The organism is Ensifer sp. KUDG1, assembly GCF_050434285.1.
Classification (GTDB): Bacteria; Pseudomonadota; Alphaproteobacteria; order Rhizobiales; family Rhizobiaceae; genus Ensifer.
Window position 1 is genome coordinate 1,047,332 of sequence record NZ_JBNDIG010000001.1, and the last position, 22,064, is coordinate 1,069,395.

The 22,064-nt window shown below is 53.8% G+C and carries 34 protein-coding genes; 24 read left to right on the top strand and 10 right to left on the bottom strand.

From position 1 onward, the window contains the following. Positions 1-42: 42 nt before the first annotated feature. Positions 43-402, top strand: coding sequence for a DUF1491 family protein (locus M2267_RS05155; RefSeq protein WP_429112925.1), 360 nt, complete (start codon positions 43-45; stop codon positions 400-402). 64 nt (positions 403-466) lie between these two features. Further along, entirely contained in the window at positions 467-1,390 is a 924-nt protein-coding gene (locus M2267_RS05160; RefSeq protein ID WP_429112927.1) for a MerR family transcriptional regulator, read from the top strand. 65 nt (positions 1,391-1,455) lie between these two features. On the opposite strand, the gene M2267_RS05165 is transcribed toward M2267_RS05160, so the two are convergent. Then, positions 1,456-2,529 carry a DUF2336 domain-containing protein gene (locus M2267_RS05165; protein WP_429113046.1) on the bottom strand — a complete coding sequence of 358 codons (1,074 nt, stop codon included), beginning with the start codon at positions 2,527-2,529 and terminating at the stop codon, positions 1,456-1,458. Between the two features lie 288 nt (positions 2,530-2,817). Here M2267_RS05165 and M2267_RS05170 point away from each other — a divergent pair, with 288 nt between their 5' ends. Together M2267_RS05170 and M2267_RS05175 are read left to right on the top strand one after the other, a co-directional pair. Then, positions 2,818-2,976, top strand: a complete 159-nt coding sequence (locus M2267_RS05170) for a hypothetical protein (protein WP_429112928.1) — start codon at positions 2,818-2,820, stop codon at positions 2,974-2,976. Between the two features lies 1 nt (position 2,977). Next, positions 2,978-3,316, top strand: a complete 339-nt coding sequence (locus M2267_RS05175) for a DUF2958 domain-containing protein (RefSeq protein WP_429112930.1) — start codon at positions 2,978-2,980, stop codon at positions 3,314-3,316. Positions 3,317-3,794: 478 nt separating this feature from the next. Here M2267_RS05175 and M2267_RS05180 read toward each other — a convergent pair whose 3' ends face one another. Next, positions 3,795-4,151 (bottom strand): hypothetical protein, encoded by a 357-nt coding sequence (locus M2267_RS05180; protein ID WP_429112931.1) that lies wholly within the window; start codon positions 4,149-4,151, stop codon positions 3,795-3,797. 107 nt (positions 4,152-4,258) lie between these two features. Beyond that, positions 4,259-4,618, bottom strand: coding sequence for a hypothetical protein (locus M2267_RS05185; protein ID WP_429112933.1), 360 nt, complete (start codon positions 4,616-4,618; stop codon positions 4,259-4,261). 768 nt (positions 4,619-5,386) lie between these two features. Here M2267_RS05185 and M2267_RS05190 point away from each other — a divergent pair. Genes M2267_RS05190 through M2267_RS05215 form a run of 6 tightly spaced genes read left to right on the top strand, consistent with a single transcriptional unit; the run spans position 5,387 to position 7,752 of the window. Then, the gene (locus M2267_RS05190) at positions 5,387-6,007 is read left to right on the top strand and encodes an NUMOD3 domain-containing DNA-binding protein (protein WP_429112935.1); all 621 of its coding nucleotides are present in this window, start codon (positions 5,387-5,389) and stop codon (positions 6,005-6,007) included. A gap of 3 nt (positions 6,008-6,010) precedes the next feature. Further along, entirely contained in the window at positions 6,011-6,280 is a 270-nt protein-coding gene (locus tag M2267_RS05195) for an NUMOD3 domain-containing DNA-binding protein (protein ID WP_429112938.1), read from the top strand. Between the two features lie 59 nt (positions 6,281-6,339). Next, positions 6,340-6,612: a hypothetical protein gene (locus M2267_RS05200; RefSeq protein ID WP_429112939.1), complete on the top strand. Its 273-nt coding sequence runs from the start codon at positions 6,340-6,342 to the stop codon at positions 6,610-6,612. A gap of 22 nt (positions 6,613-6,634) precedes the next feature. Continuing rightward, entirely contained in the window at positions 6,635-7,099 is a 465-nt protein-coding gene (locus tag M2267_RS05205; protein WP_429112941.1) for a hypothetical protein, read from the top strand. A gap of 12 nt (positions 7,100-7,111) precedes the next feature. Further along, the gene (locus tag M2267_RS05210; RefSeq protein WP_429112943.1) at positions 7,112-7,588 is read left to right on the top strand and encodes a hypothetical protein; all 477 of its coding nucleotides are present in this window, start codon (positions 7,112-7,114) and stop codon (positions 7,586-7,588) included. Beyond that, entirely contained in the window at positions 7,585-7,752 is a 168-nt protein-coding gene (locus tag M2267_RS05215; protein WP_429112945.1) for a hypothetical protein, read from the top strand. The genes M2267_RS05210 and M2267_RS05215 overlap by 4 nt, the downstream gene beginning before the upstream one ends. A 24-nt stretch (positions 7,753-7,776) precedes the next feature. Here the strand turns inward: M2267_RS05215 and M2267_RS05220 are convergent, their stop codons facing one another. The 3 genes from M2267_RS05220 to M2267_RS05230 form a co-directional block, all read right to left on the bottom strand. Then, positions 7,777-7,908, bottom strand: a complete 132-nt coding sequence (locus M2267_RS05220) for a hypothetical protein (protein WP_429112947.1) — start codon at positions 7,906-7,908, stop codon at positions 7,777-7,779. 166 nt (positions 7,909-8,074) lie between these two features. Next, positions 8,075-8,350 carry a hypothetical protein gene (locus M2267_RS05225; protein WP_429112948.1) on the bottom strand — a complete coding sequence of 92 codons (276 nt, stop codon included), beginning with the start codon at positions 8,348-8,350 and terminating at the stop codon, positions 8,075-8,077. Positions 8,351-8,413: 63 nt separating this feature from the next. After that, on the bottom strand, positions 8,414-8,545 hold the full coding sequence (locus M2267_RS05230; protein ID WP_429112949.1) for a hypothetical protein: 132 nt from the start codon (positions 8,543-8,545) through the stop codon (positions 8,414-8,416). Positions 8,546-8,856: 311 nt separating this feature from the next. Between M2267_RS05230 and M2267_RS05235 the strand changes: the two genes are divergently transcribed. The 4 genes from M2267_RS05235 (at position 8,857) to M2267_RS05250 (ending at position 10,985) form a co-directional block, all read left to right on the top strand. Continuing rightward, positions 8,857-9,006, top strand: a complete 150-nt coding sequence (locus tag M2267_RS05235) for a hypothetical protein (protein WP_429112950.1) — start codon at positions 8,857-8,859, stop codon at positions 9,004-9,006. A 262-nt stretch (positions 9,007-9,268) separates the two neighbouring features. Continuing rightward, positions 9,269-9,664 carry a hypothetical protein gene (locus M2267_RS05240; protein ID WP_429112952.1) on the top strand — a complete coding sequence of 132 codons (396 nt, stop codon included), beginning with the start codon at positions 9,269-9,271 and terminating at the stop codon, positions 9,662-9,664. 63 nt (positions 9,665-9,727) lie between these two features. Next, a complete protein-coding gene (locus M2267_RS05245; RefSeq protein WP_429112954.1) occupies positions 9,728-9,982 on the top strand; it encodes a hypothetical protein in 255 nt (84 codons plus the stop codon). Positions 9,983-10,070: 88 nt separating this feature from the next. Then, entirely contained in the window at positions 10,071-10,985 is a 915-nt protein-coding gene (locus M2267_RS05250) for a hypothetical protein (protein ID WP_429112956.1), read from the top strand. A 6-nt stretch (positions 10,986-10,991) separates the two neighbouring features. Here the strand turns inward: M2267_RS05250 and M2267_RS05255 are convergent, their stop codons facing one another. Next, complete coding sequence (locus M2267_RS05255) at positions 10,992-11,270, bottom strand: hypothetical protein (protein WP_429112958.1); 279 nt, start codon at positions 11,268-11,270, stop codon at positions 10,992-10,994. 114 nt (positions 11,271-11,384) lie between these two features. On the opposite strand from M2267_RS05255, the gene M2267_RS05260 reads away from it, so the two are divergent. From M2267_RS05260 to M2267_RS05280, 5 genes are all read left to right on the top strand, one after another. Continuing rightward, a complete protein-coding gene (locus M2267_RS05260; protein WP_429112960.1) occupies positions 11,385-12,110 on the top strand; it encodes a hypothetical protein in 726 nt (241 codons plus the stop codon). A 10-nt stretch (positions 12,111-12,120) separates the two neighbouring features. Further along, entirely contained in the window at positions 12,121-13,050 is a 930-nt protein-coding gene (locus M2267_RS05265; RefSeq protein WP_429112961.1) for a hypothetical protein, read from the top strand. Between the two features lie 170 nt (positions 13,051-13,220). Then, on the top strand, positions 13,221-13,838 hold the full coding sequence (locus M2267_RS05270) for a recombinase family protein (protein ID WP_429112964.1): 618 nt from the start codon (positions 13,221-13,223) through the stop codon (positions 13,836-13,838). A gap of 108 nt (positions 13,839-13,946) precedes the next feature. Next, positions 13,947-14,987: a hypothetical protein gene (locus tag M2267_RS05275; RefSeq protein ID WP_429112965.1), complete on the top strand. Its 1,041-nt coding sequence runs from the start codon at positions 13,947-13,949 to the stop codon at positions 14,985-14,987. Between the two features lie 99 nt (positions 14,988-15,086). Then, a complete protein-coding gene (locus M2267_RS05280) occupies positions 15,087-15,470 on the top strand; it encodes a hypothetical protein (RefSeq protein WP_429112968.1) in 384 nt (127 codons plus the stop codon). Positions 15,471-15,606: 136 nt separating this feature from the next. On the opposite strand, the gene M2267_RS05285 is transcribed toward M2267_RS05280, so the two are convergent. Together M2267_RS05285 and M2267_RS05290 are read right to left on the bottom strand one after the other, a co-directional pair. Beyond that, complete coding sequence (locus tag M2267_RS05285) at positions 15,607-16,521, bottom strand: SU10 major capsid protein (protein ID WP_429112970.1); 915 nt, start codon at positions 16,519-16,521, stop codon at positions 15,607-15,609. 13 nt (positions 16,522-16,534) lie between these two features. Beyond that, entirely contained in the window at positions 16,535-17,341 is an 807-nt protein-coding gene (locus M2267_RS05290; protein ID WP_429112972.1) for a hypothetical protein, read from the bottom strand. A gap of 45 nt (positions 17,342-17,386) precedes the next feature. Here M2267_RS05290 and M2267_RS05295 point away from each other — a divergent pair, with 45 nt between their 5' ends. Continuing rightward, entirely contained in the window at positions 17,387-17,728 is a 342-nt protein-coding gene (locus tag M2267_RS05295; protein WP_429112973.1) for a hypothetical protein, read from the top strand. Between the two features lie 12 nt (positions 17,729-17,740). Continuing rightward, positions 17,741-18,220, top strand: a complete 480-nt coding sequence (locus M2267_RS05300; protein WP_429112975.1) for a hypothetical protein — start codon at positions 17,741-17,743, stop codon at positions 18,218-18,220. On the opposite strand, the gene M2267_RS05305 is transcribed toward M2267_RS05300, so the two are convergent. Then, entirely contained in the window at positions 18,210-19,955 is a 1,746-nt protein-coding gene (locus M2267_RS05305) for a recombinase family protein (RefSeq protein WP_429112978.1), read from the bottom strand. The genes M2267_RS05300 and M2267_RS05305 overlap by 11 nt on opposite strands. A gap of 319 nt (positions 19,956-20,274) precedes the next feature. Here M2267_RS05305 and M2267_RS05310 point away from each other — a divergent pair, with 319 nt between their 5' ends. The 3 genes from M2267_RS05310 to M2267_RS05320 all read left to right on the top strand — a co-directional run bounded on the left by M2267_RS05310 (position 20,275) and on the right by M2267_RS05320 (position 21,924). After that, positions 20,275-20,979, top strand: a complete 705-nt coding sequence (locus M2267_RS05310; protein ID WP_429112981.1) for an SH3 domain-containing protein — start codon at positions 20,275-20,277, stop codon at positions 20,977-20,979. A 169-nt stretch (positions 20,980-21,148) separates the two neighbouring features. Beyond that, on the top strand, positions 21,149-21,430 hold the full coding sequence (locus M2267_RS05315) for a hypothetical protein (RefSeq protein ID WP_043620087.1): 282 nt from the start codon (positions 21,149-21,151) through the stop codon (positions 21,428-21,430). A 323-nt stretch (positions 21,431-21,753) separates the two neighbouring features. Continuing rightward, positions 21,754-21,924, top strand: coding sequence for a hypothetical protein (locus M2267_RS05320; protein WP_164475067.1), 171 nt, complete (start codon positions 21,754-21,756; stop codon positions 21,922-21,924). Positions 21,925-22,064 lie beyond the last annotated feature (140 nt).

Genomic DNA, 22,064 nt, shown 5'->3' on the forward strand with positions numbered 1-22,064 from the left:
GCGCGATTTGCCTCCTTCGCCGTGCGCGTGTATCAGCCTCCCATGCGCCTGAAGTCCCATATCTTCGTCTCGTCCCTGCTGCGTCGTGCGTTTTCGCTCGGTGGCTATGCGGCGGTGCTGCGCAAGGGAGCCGAGGACGCTGGCGCAATCTTCATTCGCCAGCGGACGCGGGTGGGTACCGAGACGCTCTTTGCCCCGGCGCCGCAGAACTTCTTCGCCGACGAGATCGATCTCGGCCGCAAGTTCGAGGTGCGGCTGCAGGACAGCGACGCCGAAAAGGTCGATGCGGCGCTTGCAAGCGAGATCCGCTTCGATCCGGATTGCTGGATCGTGGAGATCGAACTGGACGACCGCAACGACCTGTTCGAGGTCGTTGCCGACGATGGCAAAGGCCGACCCTGACACCTCTTGCCGATTGCACCGGCCTGCTTGACTCTCCACTTGGTGGAGGCCGTAGGACGCGTTCATGGACGATCAAATCTTTTCGATAGGCGAAGTTTCGAAGCTGAGCGGCATACCGGTCCGGCGGCTTCGGTTTTACTCGGACAAGGGGTTGCTGCCACCGTCCACACGGACGGAGAGCGGTTACCGCATGTATTCCGGGGCCGACCTGGCGCGGCTGGACCTCGTGCTTGCCCTGCGTGAAGCGGGCGTGAGCCTCACGGACATCGGCAAGATCCTGGCCAATAGAACCTCGCTTGCCGACGTTCTGGCGTTGCGGCTTCGGACGCTCGAAACGGAGATCCGGTCAAAGCGACGGATCGCCACGGCCCTGCGAATGGCTTTGAAGATCCATGAACCCTCCCCAACGGATCTCAGGAGATTGTGGACCGTGACCAGGATTTCAAAGACGGAATTTCGTGCCGCGCTCGAGCGTTTCTATGATGACGTCGCCGGCGGCGCACAGATGGATACGGCGTGGAAAAAGAAGATGATGGATGCCAGTACGCCGGATCTGCCCGAAGACCCGACAGCCGAACAGATCGACGCCTGGTCGGAACTGATGGAGATGCTGTCCGACAAGGCCTATGCCGCCGAGATGCGCGCCCATATGTCGAACCTGTGGACCGAGGAATTCGACCCCGCCGCCTACGCCCAGGCGGCGGACGCCACTTTCGCGCGGGTGAGGGCAGCGATCGACAATGGCCTGGGGCCTCAGTCGGCCGTCGCCAGAGAAATCGCCGCCGACTGGCTGGCGCAGTCCTCAAGGGCGATGAAGCGGGCGCCGGATGAGGCTTTCCTGGAGTGGCAGCTCGAACAGTACCGCAAGCACCACGCGCGTTCGGCGCGTTACCAGGAATTGATGGCAATACTGCAAGGGCAAGCGCCGCAGGCCCCGACCGGTCGTGAGTGGAGTTGGATCATCGACGCGATGAAACAGCTCTTCTAGGGTAGGGACCTCGGCTCCATTGGGCCGGCATTGCCGGACATGCCTCCCGTGGGCGGAAGCGTGTATCAGCCGCGGCGGCGGCCAAACAGTCGCTGCGGCTGCACGTTGACGGACGTGGCTGCAACCTTGCGCGCGCCGACGTGGCGTGTGTCGTTGGCAGTGTTTTCGGCAAAATAGGCTTCGTGCCGTGCCGTGGGCGTAGCTTCTTCGGCTTCCGCCTTGAGCCAGGCATCCAGTTGCGCGCGGCAGGCGCTGCGGTCCATGGCGCCGATCAAGGCTGCCGCATGGCTGGTGTCGCCAAAGGGCTCGCGAAGATGCGGATAAAGGGCCTGAAGCATGAAACCGGCATCGGCCGCCTCGATGTCGAGCGCGACCAGGCTCGTTGCCAGCAGCTGTCCGGAAATATCGAGCAGGATACGCTCGACCTGCGCATCCCTGGTGTCGAGGGCCTGGCCGAGGACACGCGAAAAAAGGATGATCTCGCCGCTCCTGGCAAAGCGCACGAGCAGTGCAGCCATGACGTCGGTAATCGTCGTCGACGACGGCGTCTGTGGAATATCGCGCGAACGGGCGCCGGCAAGCGCCTTGATCTCGCGGCGAAGCGCTTCTTCGCGCGCCGAGCGCAACGAGGCGGCCTCGTCTTCCTGGCTCGTTTGTTCGGCTTCTGCCGCTTTCACGGGGCTGCTGCGCGCTGCCAGTCCCGGCGGGTTGTGATGTTCGACGAGCGCATCGACGACGAGGGGGGAGAGGTTCGGGCGGCGGCCGATGGCGGCCGCATGTTCCGGCCCGCGCTCGCGGATGATCGTTATCAGCGTCCGGTCCGCGATGGCCTTCGAGCGGGTCAGGAAAATCGCTGCGATGGCAATCGGCATGCCGCCGATCAGCGCTGCGACTGTCTCCGGGATTTGCTGGCATTGCGAAAGGGCTGCTGCCGCCTGGCGGCGGGCTTCGTTGCTGGAGCCGAGGAACAGCGGCTCGAACAGCTCGGCAAATTGCTTCATGTCGGACTTGCGAGGGAAACGCAGGCTTTCGAAACCCGTGACGGTCGCCATCAGGACGACGTCCTTCAAGCGGCCAGTCTGTGGCCTTTCCAACTCACGAAAGCGATCCGTCACGATAATTCCCTGCACGCAAAACATGATCGCCATTGCCGGCGATCCGGAACGGCACACGTCGCAAAAATTAGAAGAAAAGCGTTAGTCTAGCGCGCATTACATACACTGCACTGGTTTGTGCTAAGCGTATGTTTCTACACGCTTTCTACGTCCATACTTGCTTTACCTTGCTTTAGGCTGACGCTAAGAAAGGGTAACGGATCACGGTTAACAGAGCATGAACGATTTATTTCAGATAATTTGAATATTTGCGCTCGCCCTTTTGGTGTGTGGCTTTAGTGTCTCCATTGTTAGTTGCAAATGGAGATACAGATGCAAGCAGAACAAAACACTGCATTTCGCGTATGGGGCATGTTCGCTGGTGAACGCTTCGACAGAGAGTTTCCAAGCGTTGCTGCATGGCGCGCATGGCGGCGAATCAATGAAACTCGATACGATATCGAGGTCTATGGCATGAAGTCGGTGAACTGACATGAAATTGCTCACCGACGAAATCAAAGCCCAACTGATCGAAAACAACACCCGTCGCGAAGACGATCACATTCCGGTGGTCAAATTCTTCGTACCGTGGGGAGGGGCAACGTGGATTCTGACGGAGATGGAAGAGGACGGCATTTGCTTCGGCCTCTGTGATCTCGGCATGGGCGAACCTGAACTCGGCTATGTCAGTGTCGAGGAGCTGGAGAGCGTTAGAGGTCCAGCCGGTCTGACGATCGAGCGCGATCTGTACTTCCACACGGATAAGCCGTTGAGCGTGTGGGCGCTTGCAGCAAAACAGCACAGGCGCATTGTCGATCCCGATCACGCCTGATCAATCATGGTAATGGCTCGGAGACAGTTCCGAGCCATTACCATGATTGATGCTAGACGCCGAAGCGTTCTGCAATTTTACGATTGCACCAGTTCTCGAAGTCGCTGATTTTCTGGCATAGCCAAAAGATGCCCAATATGGTCCATCCAAGCGCAACGACGACCAGCCAGATACAAAAAAGTGTAAGCAGGATATGCATGGGTTATTCCTCCTCGCGTCTCTGTTTCCGTGTTAGTCCGTAAAAGACTGCAACTGCTAATGCTGTTCCAAGTACGACCGCAATGTTGTGAAGCGGTCGGTTCATTATCCATTCAATTCCGTCTGCAATAGTCACAATAACACCTCACACTATACCGCCTAACGCTAGTGCCGTAGCGCGCACTTTTGCAACAAAAGAAAACCCTACTAGGGTGAGGTTCCTAGTAGGGTCTTTGTAGGCATTTGATCCGAGGAAAAGGAAAATCTAATGCATATGTATTTATGCATTGGAGCTTTCTTGTTGCTCCCTTAGTTCGTCTATCCATTCCGCAACTGTCAGGACTTCACCGCCGTATCTGGCTAGTGGCTTTGTCCGTCTCTTTCTCCGTTCAGACTGTGCTTTGGCCGCATCTTGTCGATGTCGAACTTCTATGTTGTCGATGCTCCAAGGCTTGCAGCCATCGATACGTTTAATTGGCAAACCCTTCTTGCGCGCTACCACGCGATCAACGATTCCGTGCTTGACAATGAAGCGAATGAAATCATCCGCTGTCATATCCACTTGTTGTCGCAAGCCGTGACGTTGACGCAGGGAGAATGTGTCGAATTTTTTGGTGATCTCAGAATGTAGGTCCATTCGCGTATTGTGCAGCCGTCGATGTCAGCCCGTCGATAAAGAAAAACCCTGAGAACGCTATTGTTCTCAGGGCCGAGCAGTCCGGGCAATTTTTGTGCCCACGATATTTACGCGACTGGTTGGCCTTTGCGATGGTATTCCGGGTCGAGCGGCACATACCGATAAAAGCGCCGGTCATTGTCGTGACCAGTACCGTCTGGGTAGACACCAAAGCCTCTGCCCTGCGGACCATACTCGTAAAACTCAGTGACCTGTGTTCCCCACCAGAAGACCTTCCAGTCGGCGTCTTTTTCCCGTTCGCTAATCCAGACGCACTGGCGCTCGTCGTTCAAAAACGTTGCGTATCCTAAGGCATCCTCGTAGCGGGCGAAGTACGTAACGGGGCACGAGGTCACATCAGGTCTTTTCGCCCAAGCCACCTCGAAGTAGTGAACATCTTCATCGTATTCCCGTTCGCCAGCGTACATCGACGATCTCCTTTTGCATGGGGTATTGATGGCTGATTTCCGCGTCAACGACAACGCGTCATAGAGGCTCATAGAGCGCCAGCACGACACCGCGCACTTTGCTGTACGGAAGACCTGCATCGCAGCGGAAGACGCTCTTTGATGTGTTTCCGGCCTGTCTCTGCTGGGGACTTAGGTGCTGCTCGTCGTCGCCCATTTTTATCAACCCACCAATGGTCCAGCCAACGATAAACCCAATAACCCAAACGGGAACCGTGGAGCGTAGCGACCAAACCCAACGGCTATGCCGCCTGTCCCGAATGGGACTTCCCAACTGGGAAGGAGCGAAAGCGACCGCGCCAAGTCGAGAGAGCGGGTCTTGAGTGCCAACGAAAGAACGCGAAGCGAGACGCAGTCGCCAGCGCTTTGCGCTGATAAGAAATGGGACTATTTGGGTCCATATACATATATGTATATGGATCTAATTATTCTATTACTTGTCAGTGTAATGCCTGTTCTAATGTATATGGGTCTAATCAACCTAGTACGTGAACGGTGCAATCAAATCTAACGAACAAGCCAAGTAATGCCAATGTGATAAATACTTTTGGTCATCGTGACCACATGTTCTCCAAACATGCTGACCCGGATTGCTGCTCAACACGATCCGGGTCTTTCTTTGCCAAAACCATGAATAATGACAGGCATTTAGCCGGTGTAATAGGATGATTGGCATAAATAGAAATACGAAAGCGCTGTTGAGCCCCGCGCTACTTAATGGAGAACAAAATGAACTATCCGCCAAAACCACAAAAAGCGTCCGCACAGGACATCATCCGCAATATTAACAAGCGATCTGACCCAGCCGAAATCGCCGCTGCCGTCGATGCTGCACTTCGCGCTCAGTACGAGAACGCAATCGCGTACCAGCGTCTCAAGGGTCGCACGGTCAATCTCACCGAAGCCGAGTTCTTTGCTCTCATCACTCCGAGCCGTCGCAAGCGCATGGAGAAGGCAATGGCCGAGCGCAAGTTCGAGCGCTTCATGAAATCTAACTACGGTTACGTCCTCACCTGGAAGAACCGCAAAGCATATAAGGAGGGCGTGATGGACGCCAACACTGCCGCTTACCTCAATCGCGAGGACAGCGAACGCGCCGCGCAGTTCGGCCCCGGTGATACGCACAGCGCTGAATCAATCAACCTGATCCGCAAAGCGCGAACCGGCAAAAAAGCCACCGATGCGACCCGTCACAAGATGGCGGCAGCGAAGAAGGGCAAGGCCCGCGATGAAGAAACCCGCGCGGCGATCAGTGCTGGGCTGAAGGGCAAGCAGAAGTCCCCCGAGCAAATTGAAAAGATGCGCGCGGCAGCAAAAGCCCGTTGGGCTGCAAAGCGCGAAGGGAAGTGACCCATGCGAGGACACAAGCACACAGCGGCCAGCAAGCAGAAAATGGCCGACGCGAAGAGGGGCAAAAAACGCCCCGAGTCCGTCAAGCAGCAAATCTCCGAAACGAAGACCGGCCAGACGTACGACGAAACCCATCGCGCCAACATCTCCGCTGGCCTCAAGGGCAAACCGAAAACTGCTGAATCAAACGCAAAGCGTGCCGAAGCCGCCCGCGCATACTGGGCTGCAAAGCGTGCAGCAGCCGCAGGAATAAACCCTAGTTCAGCCATTTGAAGCGTATTTGAGAACTAAACAATAAATACATTTGAAGAACATTGCAGTAGGAAATCAAAATGCACCTCAATAAGATTGTTAAATCCATTTTCATCACCCTCGGAATTATCAAGCCTATGCCGGTTGGCAGAAACCGAAAGCGCACATCTGAACAACGCAAGCGTATTGCAGATGGGACAAAGGCTGCTCATGCACGCAGACGTGCAGAAAAAGAAGCAATTCAAGCGGGATTGGTTCAGGTACTCGCAGACCAACAGAAGTGCGATCTAAACGCATTCGATCAAGCCGACGCAGCCATTGCAAAGGCAATCGAACATTTCAGCAAGAAGTAATTTCTAACAGGAGTATTACGAAATGAACACCCTTAATCTCGAAGACATATTCTCGAATCTCAACATCACGGTTCAAGCCAAGCCATCTCGCTTGGACCCACTGTCCGACATGCAGCGCAATAACATGCGCTTGGATTACACCGCGCGTTACGGACGCACAGCAGTACCATTTATGGACTTCTCGAATGGAGACCGTCGTTGGCTCGATTTCCTCATCGAGGAACTTGCAATGATCGGTGACGTGTATCGTGAGGATAAGATCATCATGCTCGGCTATTCTACTGCAAAGCGTGAAACAGGTGGAAAGCAGACGTGGCAGCAATACGTCGATGGTCTGTATGCGGACAAGGTATTGCCGCGCAAGGATTACAGCGAAGCGCAACTGAAGCACTTGCCAACACTAATCAATGAACTGCGCTCTGGTAAGCGCCTAGCAGGATGCGGCACGCTTGAATTCTACGAAATGAATACTGGAAAGACATTTTAAGGAGTAATGACAATGTTTAACATTTTTAAGAAGGAACAAATCGAGAAGGTTGAGAACGTACCAGCGGGTCCGCTTTACGATGAACTATCAATCGATGACGGCGCGTTCGGATACGGACACAAAGCAGATGAGAACAAGCGCAAGCGAATTGAGAAGGAATACAACGATTGGTATGCTGCAACATATCCAAATGTTTCCCCCATGTCGGAAACTGAACTGAAATGGCCAAATGGCGGCTATGTCGCTATCCTCGGTGTTAGTCGAGAATTCGGCAATATGTTTCCCATGTATGGCGACGATGTAAAGTTTTCAGCACTGACTAGGATCAAGGCACAGTATCCGAGTGCGCACAAGACAATCGGTCTCAAAGTGGAGTATAGCGGACTTGGTTGGATTACAAAGACGTTGCGTGTTCACTTCACAGACGCAACGGAAGCCGCAGCATTCAAGGCTGAAATCGAGAAGTTCGTAATTGGAGGCACAGCGTGAAGGAAGACCCGATTACAGGACTGAAGTCCCGGCTGAAAGTCATCGAGGAAGCGATCGCAAGGAGTGATCGTCCCTCGGCGGAGTTGCTGGAACTCAGGGATTTCTATCAAAGGGAAATCGTTCTCCTCACTCGGAAGGCCATAAAGTACGAAAAACCCCGCTGAATGCGGGGTTTTCCATGCGTGGTCCTAGATGAACATTATCTGATACCGCTTCGGACGCTTGAACTTCGCAAGCACGAGCGGTTTCAGCCAGTTGTAGATGTCCTCAGCAATCTTCTTTCCAATCCACAGGCATGCAGCGGCGGCAAAAGCCTCCATGGGAGTCTCCTTTCAAGTGTTTCGATTTTTCGGATAACGGACGCGAGCGCGACGGCTGTTGTCCCTTTAGGGAGGAGTGCGGGCTAACTACTGTTGGCCCTATTTCCTGCACCACTTACATAGCCGGAACAGATGGGAGGTGCGCCACGCGGGGCTAACTTTTTTCCTATCTCGGCAGATTGCCGATCAGCACGACATTGCCAGCGCTACTCCCGCATTCGCAGCGCAGCCGGTTACGCAGGTTCATCAGGTACATGTCACCGAACGTGCGCAGTATTGCGTCCTTGTCGAGCCAGCCAATGTGTCCACAGGCCGCACACTTTGCGCCAAGTACCTCCCACTGATTCATTCCCCTGATCGTGTGGTACTGGCTCGGATTATGCTCGACGTAATGGGCCGGTCGGAACGGTGCTGTTAGTTCGATTCCTCGCTTGTGTTTCATGTCTCTCACCATTTGCGGATCGAGAACAAAATAGGAACATATTCCCAAGGCGGTCAAGGCCTCTTATCGCTTACCCCAATCTTTGATCGCCTCGATCACGGCGGGGAGCAACCTCGGTTGAAACACAGCGATAATGAGGACGATGACGACCACCGAGGTCAGCGAGAACGAGACAGAGTTGTAGGTGAGTTCCATTTCCAGTTAGCCCTTAGCGACGACACTTTTCGCAGGGTACGAGCAGATGGTTGTTTCGTAGAACCGCTCGCCGCCCTCGTGGCTAAATCTAGGGGTCATTTGTTAATCTACTCATAATCTCTCTTAATTCTCGTTAACCCTTGACGCCGCGAAATGGAGCCACCATCTTCTCGTTTAACGGGCGCTAATGCCCCACGGAAAGGGCCACGACGTTTCCTCGCAAGGGTTTCATCAACGGCCGTTGTAATCTTGAGGAAAACCCTTGCGAGCGTCGGCTTACGAGCATGGAATGGTCAGCCTTGGAGGCTTCCATGCAGCAATATGAAGGAGCACCTGTGCAAGCACTGGTCGCTTTTGAATATCGCAGTGCCAAGGGCGAGACGATCCGAATGGTCGGCATGCTGGATGTCAGCATGAAGTTTTATTCGCTCGTTTCGCTGCTAGGCCGAATCTTACCATAAGGGATAATCGGTTCAAACGAGAAGCCTCCCGGATTGATTTTCGGGAGGCTTTTTCGTTTCGACAAATGAGCGCGTTTCCAGCGCTTTGGCATAAATAAACATGTAGGTGAAAGCCTACTGCATACTACTCCTGTTCGATGGAAAGCCCGGGTTCACTCATTTCCCCGGGCTTTTCCATATGAAGTCGAAATCGACTGCTCCGATTAAATACACGAGCAGAACTCGCATTACAGATGGGTTCAAAACTAGGCAGAAACCCATCATGCTCGAATCTACAATCGCATTCATCAAGGCACTCGCCGCATTCCTCACAAGCGTTGGTATCAATCCGGCACATCTACTAGCGGGGCTTGCGGGTGCGCTAGTCCGCGCATTCATACAGGGCAATCGCTGCTGGTATGAAGTCGTAATGGGATCAATCGTTGGTGCGCTTTGTGCGATCTATCTATCACCGGTAATCGGTGGTTGGATCGGGCTTAATATGCTGGATTTAGCAACCAACAATGGCCTTGCATTTGCAATCGGCATGATCGGACTATCACTCGCTGAGGGCGCAGTGAGGCTTGCACAGCGTTGGGCTGCAAATCCGAGACTCCCCGAAACTTTGGATGCCAAAGGAATTGCAGATGCAGTCAATCCAGAGGATGTAGACGACTGATCGGCATCACGTTGAAACGAGGCGATAAATACCTTCGATACACGAATTCAGGAGGTATGCATCGTGCACAAGATCAAAGTTCTATTCAGTTGGCCCGATTATTACGGAAAGGCGATGAAGTGGTGTCCGGGCTGCGACGATTATGAGACAGGACGAATAGCGCGGAAGTTGCTCGATATGGCAATTCGCAAAAGATACCCTCAATTCCCCGACCTCACATACGAGATCGATGGGTCTGACGAAGACCGCATCGAGGTAATCCTTGCCAGTATCGAAGACGCGATGCTGTTCAAGTTGACCCACGGTGGCGAATCTTGAGTGAGAACGCCAGGGGATAACCCACCACAATCTCTGGTAACTGATCCCGCGCGCCCCTAAATTTAGGCGGCACAACGCGGGGTGAAAAATGGGCTTGCTGGCAGAAATACAAAACGACGCGATTTCCGATACCACGCCTGCCTCGACGCTTCTGCGCAAGTGCTTAGTTCTCGCCCACAACCTCGACAGCGGCCTTCTTGAGGATTGGGTGCTCTACGAACTTAAGGGCTATCCAGCAGATGCCGAAGTCCCGGATTATCGAAAGATACGGATAAACTTTAAGGTGAGCGCGAACAATCTTGCGTGGCAGGTGAAAAATCAGCCAGTACCGCAGGCCCTCGTTGCTACTGCGCTGGATGATCCCGATTTCGATATGTTCAAATGCCGTCAAGCGATTGGCACGATCCATGAAGATGAAATCAAGGGGTCTGCTACGATGAACATAAACCTCGACAACTATTCGTTGATATTGCAGCAAAGCGGAATATTTGACAGCAGTTTTAATATATCTCGATTCTGGGGGGAAATTCCCGCATCTCAGGTCTTGGGGATCGTTGATGCTGTTCGCAATCGTGTCCTTGAATTCGCTCTTGCGTTGTCAAAAAAATATCCAAACGCCGGCGAAGTCGGCGGCATCTCGATTAAGGAGCCAGCGGTGGAAAAGACGGTGAACCAGATATTCAACACGACCATCAACGGCAATGCGGGGGTCGTCGGGAACGGAGAAAATGCGACCGTTAACATCACGGTAGGCCAGGGCAATTTTGGTGACCTCCGACAGCAGTTGATGCAGCATGGAATTGCAGAGGAAGACATCAAGGAACTTGAAGTCGCCATCGCAAGCGAACCTCAGATCAGCGCTGACAAGAAGTATGGCCCAAAGGTCGGTCAATGGGTTGGCAAGATGCTCGGCAAGGCCGCCTCTGGCGCTTGGAATGTAGGGATACAGACTGGCGGCGTAATTTTGGAAAAAGCGCTCCTCAAATACTACGGCCTCGAATAAGCAGGCTTAGTCTGCAATCAACCCGACAAGTTTCCGGTCTACGGCGCAGGTCTCAATTAGCGAGGTCTCGCCATTCAGAATCGCAACGAGTTCCCCGGCAGTCATGACCCGGAACACAAACACGTAGAGCGCCATCGCGCCCAATTCGTCGTCATCGGGATCGCCCTCTTTGACTTCGGCACGTTGCTCAAGTGCAGCACGACGGCAATCGGCCTCATGCTCCGCGAAGTACAGGTTATGATCCGATCCCGGCGTGACCTGATACGCCCACAAAGTGAATTCCATCCCGGTGCCCTTCCGTGAATCAACGCGCCCGTTATAGTTGTTCGAGCGCGGGTTCGAAATTGTAGGATTCTACAGTGTTTCCAACTCGCATAAGTGGGAGCGATAGGACCGGGTATGTCGGATAAGAAGGCCACGAAGACGAACTGGATCGCATGGGGACTTGCGGTCGTCATAGGCTATGTGGGCGTCTTCCTCTGGCTTCTCGGTCCGCAATCAATCTGGACATTCTTCCACGGCAATACCCAGTTAAACACGGTCGGTGATTTCCTCGCGGGCATATTCGCGTTCCCGGCCTTTGTTCTCCTTGCAGCAGCAGTCCTCACGCAGCGCCAAGAACTGAACGAGACACGTGACCAGTTCAATAAAGGCCAAGGTGTTATCGACGCCCAAATGCGGCAAATTGAAAGGCAAAATACCATCGCGTTAAGTGCGGCAAGGGCCAACTATAAAGTTCAGGTTCACGACAAGAGAATGATTGCTTACCAACGGCTTCTCGATGTTGAGTTCGCAATAATCACCGATGGTGATGTGACACAGGAAACAAGGAAACTCATCCATAGGTGTGCAGCCGATGCCAAGTTCGTCTTTGGTGATGTCGTCAACAACTGGATTGCGACGTTCATCGAGGAAGCAAGAGAACTCCGTAGGCTGGTCTATGCGCTTGAGGCGTTAGAAAGAACGCTAGAGAGACAAGGAATTGTTCCGGGTTCGCGGCAGGAGTGGAATGACGCATTGGTTGCTATTCATGAGAAGCAACAATGGTTCTTTGATAACCTAACGATGGAACGTGTGGATGAGGTTCTAGGTGAATCGCTAAGGCTTCCAGAGGACATCGAATAGGGGACTGATAATGGTGAACGTGATCGATCCATCGACGATGGCTGAGGAGGAGATTGACGATCTCGCAGATCATAAGGGCGGAAACCAGAATAAAGAAGCCGGTCTAAAAACTACGGAAGGCCTCGACAACACCCGCGTATTTTGGTGGATGACACTGATCTATGTGGGGCTTGTCGCCGCATTAAGTGCTTTTGCAATTGGTTGGTGGTTGTCAGGGCGCATCAACGGCATCGGGGAGATCGTTGATCAGATCAAACTCAACAGTCTCGGGGATTTCATCGCCGGTATCATATCCCCTTTGGCATTGCTCTGGCTAATCGCGACAGTCCGATTGCAAAGCAAGGAATTAGCACTGCAAAGGCAGGAAATCGCGGCTAACCGTAAGGTGATGGTGGATCAGGCGAAGGCAGCCGATGAGCAGGCCAAAGCCGCGAATGAACAAACCAATCTCATGTGGACGCAATCGAACGCATTGCGAGAGCAGATCAAACTACAACAGGATGTCGCGCAGGCGAACTATCGCGTGACCTTGTTTCAAGAGCGTTTCGCTTTGTATGTGTTCTTTACGAACGCTATGGAGAACTGGGACGGAGAAGAACTCACGTTGGAGCGTGCGGAGGAAATAGCCAGACATGCGACAAAGATAGAATTCGTATATGGTGTGCAACTATACAACGATCTAAAGCCGGTATTGGATGAGTTGGTCAGTTGGGACGCGGCATGTCGGGCGCTTATGTATTTCGAGGATCGGGAAAACAACAACCAAAGTGAGTTTCTTAAAAATGAGATCGATCAATCAAAGAAGATGATGCAACAGGCAAAAAGATCTGTATTAACGCAATGGATCGAGAATGACATAGACATCCGAATGAAGCGTGCCATGTCCATCAATATGGATATCGGATCAACAGATAATCAGCAGTATAAGTTGGATATCTAACGGATAGTCAATTTACACACAGCGACAGCAAACGTATCCAAACTCGGCGTAGATATTTCAAAACGGCGAATTTTGTGCCTTTTGCTTCAAAGGGCAATCTATCTTTTCGCTCGCTTTGCATTCTTTTTGGCAACAGACAAAGAACGCACGTTCAATGTCAGAGGTCGCCAATGCAATACGTCGCTTACTATCGTGTTTCCACACAGATGCAGGGGAAGTCGGGCTTAGGTCTCGAAGCGCAGCGCGCAGCAGTTCTCCAATTCACACACGGACAGGAAATCATCGCTGAGTTTACAGAGGTAGAATCTGGAAAGCGCGATGACAGACCAGAATTAGAGAAGGCACTGAACCTAGCAAAGCAGAACAATGCAGTGCTGGTCATCGCCAAACTCGACCGCTTGTCACGCGATGTGCATTTCATATCGGGATTGTTGAAGCGCAACGTGCCGATCAAGGCATGTGATATGTCGCACGCAGATAACTTCCAATTCCACATAATGGCAGCAGTAGCGGAAAAAGAACGTGAGATGATCAGCCATCGCACGAAGGAAGCAATTGCTGCAAATCGTGCACGAGGTTCGGAATGGGGAACTAATGCAGCGCGTGTTCAGGAAGCGGGAGCATTTGCCGATAGCATTCAGCGGCACCTACAGACGCTGATAGACAGCGGTATAGATAGCCCAGCAGCAATTGCGCGTGCATTGAACGAAGCCAGTATACGAACGCCACGTGGCGCGGAATGGGGACCCGGACAGGTGGTTCGGCTACTTCGCAGGATCGGTAGGTGAGGGGGATATCGCAGGGGCACCACCCCCTATGGGGTCTTAAAAATCTTTATGTGCTTGAAAACCATTTGATGCGATTTTCTGCAAGTTTTGAAATTGGGCGAGGGGCCGATGAACATAAGAAGCGTAATTGGGTTCGCGTATGAGTTTGAGGATATCGCTATCCAAATCCTTTTGTCGGCGGGCTACAAGTCGAAGTGGCCGCTACACGATGGGTCTGCCAGCGACTCAAAATATATCCCAGCGCAGGGTTTCGATTTCGAAGGGGTCGACCCGAGCGGAGCCGAAGTCGGCGTAGAGATCAAATTTTACCGCACCCACCGACCCGGCCCCGGAGTAATAAATCGTATCCTTGAGAAAATAACCAATGTCGCTCACGAAGCGGGAAAGCAAAAAGCGATCTTAATCGTAAGTGAAACGAGTGGAAGAGGCGGATATCGTACGGATTTCGCCGTTCCGTACGAGATTCTAACTGCGGAAAATTTAAGATCACTGAGTTCTGGCAACTTGCGTCTAATTGACCGACTAAATGAATTATTGCGAGTATCTAGTTTAGAAGCAGTTGAGCCGAGAGCAGAATTGACCGCTCTGGAACCGGTCGTTCTGGATGACAGTTCTGAGAGGATCAATAGCATCATTCGTAGGCACGATACCTGTCCGCAATCTTTAGGACCTCCCTACGAGGCAATCTGCTTCGAAGCAATCGCTGAACTTTTCGGAGACGAATTAGGAGTACTGCACGACCAACATCCTGTGGCCGATCGCTTCCATGTTATTGACTTGATAGCGAGCATAAAGCCTTCGGAGCCGGATAATTTTTGGGCTCATCTACGTTCTGATTTCAGATCTCGTTATATAGTGTTCGAGTTCAAGAACTACAAAGACGCGATTGGGCAGGACCAGATTTACTCGACTGAAAAGTATCTGTTCACACATGCTCTCCGCACGGTCGCGATAATGATCGCTCGAAATGGGGAGGATGATGGAGCGAAGCATGCCAGGGAAGGAGCACTTAGGGAGCACGGCAAACTGATTATAGGCTTAAGCGGCGCAGACCTCGTGAAAATGCTCGAAATGAAGCGCGACCTTGACGATTTTACCGGAGTGCTGGCTGACAATCTCGATACCATGCTGACATCATTGGGGAGATAAAACCGCTTAGGAGCATTTATCTTCGGTTGCCCTGATTTCTCAAAGGCTATTGATCGGACAGCACAGCGCAATTGGGCGCTGGTGCAAAGGCTATAGCAAATGACGAACGCACTGGAACTCCTCAAAGCAAGTGCAACGACCGGTACCGTTGGTGGCCGTAATCCGCTGGACATCTTCTACAGCAAGATCGATACGCAGATTGCTTTTGCCAAGCAGATGAAGGAAGGCAAGCCGGTTAACTCTCGCAGCACGTGGTTCCGCAAGGACGGTGCTGGCTACATCGTACGGATCGGCCGCAATGCTTTCGAGATTGCCGGCAGCAAACTGTTCCGCGCTGCTGATCTCGACGGTGTAGTTACGATCCTCGACGCTGCACGTGAGGCAATCAAGCAGGACAAGAAACTGCAGGAGCACATCACGCAGTTCTCCGCCGAGCGCAGCGAACGGCTCAAGAAGGGCCGTGCGAAAAACAAGGCCAAGTAAACAGCAACGGTTGTTTGCGCAAGCAATCGGGAGCCCTAGTCGGAAACGGCTAGGGCTTTGTCATGACCTGTAGCGTTTGGCCTGGCTATGCTCGGCTTTGCTACCGCGGGGTCCAATGGAGCGTCATACAGCGAGGTTAAGGGGTACCCGAACCTGCTTCGTTGAGAGATTCGAGAGTCAGTTCTGTTACCAGTTGGAACTTCTCAGCGTCACCTGTACGGGCCAGATCGTGCTTCTGTACGCCGTCGAGAACAGCGACATTCCACAGGCTCTTGTCGAAAGCAATGATAGTTGTTTCGCTCATGTAGCGGTGTGGGATGATCTGGTGTGTACCGAAGTTGGAAACGTACACGTCAACACCGGCGTAGATGGTCTTCGACTTGTTGGCTTCCTGATACTTCGTAGCGTTGCCGTCGAACTTCGAGATGGCAACCTTGAGATTGCCCGGAGCGATAACTAGAGTCGGATCACCACCAGCAACCCAAACGTCCTGTGCCATCTGGTTGAACATTGCTTCTGTCAGCGGACGAGTCGTGCCGGCAGTAACTGCACCAACGAGACCGTTGGAGAAACCTGCTGTAGCACCGCCTGCGCCGTGATCAGCGTTGGTCTTGATCCATGCTTCCATACCGCCCAACTTGCGAGCGCCAGTAGCAACGGAAGCGTTCGAGGAAACGATAGCAGCCTCGATGTCGCGGTTCAGTTCCAGACCCTTCTTGGCGATCTGACGAGCCTTTTCGCTCTTAGCGCCTGCCTTGTCGACAGATTCAACAGTACGGGCAACAGCACCGTCCTTGGTGAAAATCTGCGTCCAGTTACCAGTGCGGAGCGGAGTGGTCAGCGCGTTGAGCGGAGCGTCAGCACCTTCAACAGCAGCGTTGTCCTTGTTCGGAGCGTCGAGCGAGTCGCTGAGGGTTTCGTGGTACGTGCCCTTTGCCTTGCTCTTGCCGATCTCGGTGCGAACCGGTGTCTCTTCCGGCGAGATCATGGAGATGAAATTGCCCAGGTCTTCGCGGGCGTGTTTGATATCGGTAGTCTTTAGTGTGGCCATTTTTGGCTTCTCCTTATAGTAGTTTGCTGATTGCGCTTACGGCGTCGTTGAAATCGCCTGTGCGCTTGTATTTCTGTGCATCCTTCTGGAACCCATTTTCCGTAGCAGACGCACCTCTAGAAGTACCCGGCGAAACTGCTTGAGCGCGCTTCTCCAGCGCCTTCACCGCATGCGGAACCTGCTTCGCCACGACCTCAGAACGGTACAGGCGATAAACAATGTCCATGATGCGAGCGTCGGCAATGCCTTCGATTTCTTCGCGACCAAAGCCGTTATCTGAGAGGAACTGACCGAGTTCGTTCAGGAGTGCCGGTGCTTTCTGCTTGTCGGCAAACTCAACGTATTTGGTCGAAAATTCTTCGAGTGCAGCGGTCTGCTTGAGTGCGTGCTGATCTTTCTCCCAGCGGATATTCTGTTCCGCGAGCAAACGTTCGGCCTCATAGAGTTCCTTCACGGCTGCTTGCTTGCGCTGGTATTCCAACGTCTTTCGACCATGCTCGTATGGGTCAACCTCATACAGAGAATCGTCGGGTGGGTTGAAAGATTCCAACGTTAGTTCCGTTGCGATACGACGCTTCATTTCTGTGATGTCGTTCGTTACGGCTACACGCATGTCGGCCATTTCCACCTGCTGCACTTGGTAGCGAGCCATGTGCTGCTTCAGTTCCGCAGTCTCCTGCTGGCGTTTATGCCAGTTTCCAACCTGATTGTTCGCGTTGAGCATCGCCTGTACGTCGTTGTTGTACTGGCTCTGGTACATGTCCGTCGCTACCCTCGCCGTATTGGTGGTGGTGACATCAATTTCCATTGGAGTGGACAAGGTGGACAGCCTGATTGGCTTTGGGGTGGCAATGACGGCACTAACATGTACGTCTACAACCCTCGTAACTTCCACGTTCGTTATTCGGATAATACGAATTGGGCGAATGGTTCCGATACGGCAAACTCAATCATTCCGACGCTCAGAGACGTTAAAAACGAACGTAGTTTCGGTGCCTCATACCACAACAACACTGGTAGAGACCTTTACGTGTTTGCGGGCTCGTATTCCAACGGCATGGGGATTGAGATTTCTGGCGATAATCAAAACTGGGTTTCGATTGCAAACAACGGTCACAACTGGGCCGTCTGGGGCCTGATCCCACGTAATTGGTTTTATCGTATTGGCGGAAACGGTGTCTATCACTGGTATGAATCTAGATATTAAGGAATAAAAAGAATGACAAAGACATACAAGGAACACCGTGAATTCGGCTTTATGCATCCGGTCTCGGGTTATTATCAGGCTTCTATTATCGTTTACGTCGATGACGAGACCGGAGAAGAAATTCTAGATGAATACGTTCCGCTAGCAGGTGCAGGGCCGTTTCCTGTACGCCCGCAAGGCGATCACTGGCGTATCAATGATGAGAAGACAGCATGGATCAAAATGTCTGCGGAAGAGATTCGCGCAGTCATGCCGAACCTGTCACGTTTGAGGTTCCGTAATGCATTCAAAAGCGCTGGTATGACAACAGCAGTCATCAATGCGGCTATTGCAGCGGTCGCAGACCCAAGCGAACAGGAAGACTTGCAGATCGCTTGGGAAGACGCTCAATCGTTCAAGCGTCTCGATCCGCTCGTCGTGTTGATCGCTACGCGTGCTGGCAAGACAGCAGACGAAATCGACGCAATCTGGAATCCGGCACTTACGGCTTAGCGGCGTGGATCGTCTCGATTGCTCGACCTTGCTCGTCTGTTAGGTTCTGCTTGAAGTGGTCGAGGGTCAACGGCGATGGACCTACCCGCATGTGAGTGGTCGCAGCGTTGAAATAGTCAACCAACTTGGCGTCTTTGAACCTGTAAGCACGATAGCCGCCCGCAATGATAATCGTGGCGGTTTTCTCGATTCCGTCGAACGTGATGTAATCGACAAAGCGCTTGTATGCAGTGTGGACGCGTGATCGGGAGCGATACAGTTCCTCACCCGCTAGCGTTTCCCAACGCGCACGTTCTGCTTCGATCAGCGCTACCACGTCATTTGCTTCCCGATGCTGACCTTCAATCGCCAGCCGATCCGCTTCCAGGGTCCTGCGCTGCTCGAAGAGCCTCACTTGCTGCTCATGCAGGGTTTCAATCGCATTTCGAATTGTCGGACGGATCGCAGCGGATGATAGCGCTAGTTCTTCGACTAGGTTCTCCGTCTTCGTCGTGAACAGCGATAGTTCCTGTTCGATCTGGACGAGTTTCGTGCTGATGGCTTGCTGCTCATTAGAGGCGCGGGCAGGGGAGAACACTTCGTCAAGCCGGTACTCAGTCACCGTGTCGAGAATGGCTTTCTCTAAATCCTCGTATCGGAAACCGGCTCCGTTCACGCACTGGTATTGCTTCGCCTCGCCAGCCTCACGCTTGTAGGTGCGCAAGCGGTTATAGCAGCGCAGGTATTTGTGTTTCCCGTTCGTGCCACCGTAATAGATCGTCATTGGACCGTGGCAATGCGCACATGTCGTTAGGCCGACAAACAGATTGGAGAACGCCAATCCCTTGCGGCCTTTGCTGACACGTGTTCGGCGCAGCGATTGCGCTCGCATGTACAAGTCGTCATCGATCACAGCCGGGAAGAAATTCGGCTTCGGATCGCCGTCAGGCACATATCGCTTCCCGTCAAACTTCTGCGGGGCAAAAGTCCCGATTACGGCTTTCGAATCGAGAAGGTCACCGATGGTCGATTGGTGCCATCCCTTCTTGGTGTTTCGAAAGGTTGGAATTTCGCGATCTGTCAGGATGCGGCAGATCGCCATCTGGCCTAAGCCTTCCGCCGCCAATTCGTACACAAGCCGGATTGTCGAATGGTGCTTGTTGAACACGTATTCGACTCGATCACCGGTTTTCCGGGCTTCGATCCAAGAGGGGAGATTGAAGTTGTAACGGCCTTCGCCGTTTAGCGCGGCTTCTCGCTTGGCCTTGATGGCTGCTTTGATCCGATCTGATTTGCGCTGCGATTCTTCGTGTGCACGAGCCATGATCGACAGGCTCATAATCAATTGGGTCCAGTTATCGCCAACCGATTCAATCGAGTACACCTGATTGTCAGCGAGCGTCACGATGATGATGCCCGCCTTGAGCAGATCGATGAAAGGCGGCAAGGCATCCAGAACGCGTTTGCGGCTTAGTCGGTCGAGGCTTTCAACGATCAGGTGACTGCCTGCTTCGATCCGACCATCTCTGACCATCTCTAGGAATTTGCCGAGTGCGCCGCTCTCGACGTTCGCGCCTGAATAAGCAGATACGCCAATGTCTTTAAGTGATTCATCGAGCAGCAAATTGTTGTCGGCGGCGTATTTGCGAGACAGTTCCAACTGACGACGGAGGCTATCGCCCGACAACTGTCGTTCGGTACTCATTCGTATGTAGGAATATGCCTTGATCATCGGCTTGTTTGCGTTCTGCAACATATTGAAACCCCAGCAAAATCACTAAGCGCATGGGCTTAGGAAAGCGTTAGCGCTGGGTGTGTATGTAATGCGTGCCGCAATTTTAGCACACTGTTAACTATGGATGTTGGAGCTTTATTCAGGCTTGCGGCACCCCCAGGGCGCGCGATGCGCCCGTGGATCGCGCTATCGGCACGGCAAAACTCGGGGACATCCGCGGCACCAGCCATAAAAAATCCACATGCTGTCATGAGTTATCGCGGCGACGGTGAAGGGCCCGGACGCCCGCCGACGTTTGGGGCCATGTGAAGAGGGGCCTCTCCATGGGAGATATGGAACTGTGAAGAAATTTATTCTGCGCGCAGCGGCGGTCTGCGCGCTCCTTGTGGCCCCGGCGATTGCGCAGGCTGCCGAGGGTTTTGCCACCGCCAACGTCAACATGCGCTCCGGCCCGAGCACGCGCTACCCGGCGGTATCGATGATCCCGGTGGGCGAATCAGTCGAAATCCACGGCTGCCTTGCCGACCTTCCCTGGTGCGACGTGTCGTTCTACGGCGGTCGCGGCTGGGTTGCCGGGCGTTATGTCCAGGCCGACTATCGCCGCAACCGCGTCTATGTCGAGCCGCGCTATTATCGCCCGCTCGGCATTCCGACTGTCGTCTTCCAGTTCGACAGCTATTGGGATCGCAACTACCGCGGCCGCGACTTCTATCGCGAGCGCGACCGCTGGCGCCGCGGACCCGATTGGGTTGATGACCGGCGTGATCGCCGCGACTGGGAACGGCAGCGCGAGCGCGACCGCCGTGACTGGGAGCGCGATCGCCGAAAGGAACAACGCGACTGGGAACGCAGGCAGCGCGACGAGGACAAGTGGCGCGACGACGACTGGCGCCGTCAGCGCACGGAACGCGAGGACCGCCGTGACTGGGAACGCCGCAGCGATGGCGGCGTGCGCGTTCGGCAGGACGACGGCACCGTCTATGAGCGCGCCCGCCCGGCTCCGATGGTGCGCTGCCAGATCGACGATCCCTACTGCGAGAACTGATCCGGGCGCCACGCATCGGCGCGGCCCGGTGTGATGAAAAGTCTGAATGGAAAAGAGCGGGCGGCCCTGGTCGCCCGTTTTGCGTTTCGCAAGACCCGCTTTCAACCGACTTTGGCGGAACCAAACGCCAGCCGGCGCGTTGAGCCCGCGCAGACAAGGGAGCGTTGTAATGGTCGAAAAGAAACTGCAGGCGGTGGAAAAAGTTGCCGTGAGTGAAGCGGAATCAGGCGCTCGCGCCGAGGTCGATGCACAGATCGCCGAGTTGCGCGCGGAAATCGCCCGGCTGACGGAAACGGTCTCAGCGATCGGAACGAGTACGAAGGCGGTTGTGCAGAGCGAGGCGGATCTCCTCGCAGAACGCGTGAGAGAGCGTGTGCGTGACGAGCCGCTATCGACCCTGGTCGCCGTTGCGGGTGTGTCCTTCCTGTTCGGTTTGATGTCTCGCCGTTAGCGGGAGAGGCGAGCCTTCGCCCGGATTGCCGCTGTTACCTTGGATACATCGCCAGGGCCGGTCGGCAGACATACTGAACGCAGGTTGGGATTGCAGAGCGTGTATTAGTAATCTGTTAACCAACCTGTGGCTCAATCGAAGTGGACCCGGTATTATCGGGCTGCGTCGTGAACCAGAACAGCAACATCCGGGCAACCGGAAGAAGGAGCAAACGAGAAAGGCGCGCCTGTCCAGGGAAGATCTGGGAAAATGCGCTGGCCCGAGAAGGGCAGGGTGAAATCTGTACGGTAGTTCATCCGTCTCAAGACTTTGTGGAGACGAGCATGGCAGACGTGATCAGAATTCAGGACCGCAAGGTCCGTATACCGCCGCACCGACCTCCGGCCATTTCGGGTGGAGCGAAAGTGCTGCTGTTCACCGGCATCCGCTACGAGCGCCTCGATCGCGACCCGCAGCCGACCGCACCGGACGGACGCCGCATCAAGAAGCAGTGAGCCCCAGCGCTCCTGTGCAATAGGCGACCGAAACGGTCGCGTTCCAAGTCACTGTTCTTGCCCGCTATCTCGGGCCTATCCCCTATGCACCGCTGCGCTCGACGTGGCATCGGATCATCGCCGCGTATCTCGGCGCAGAT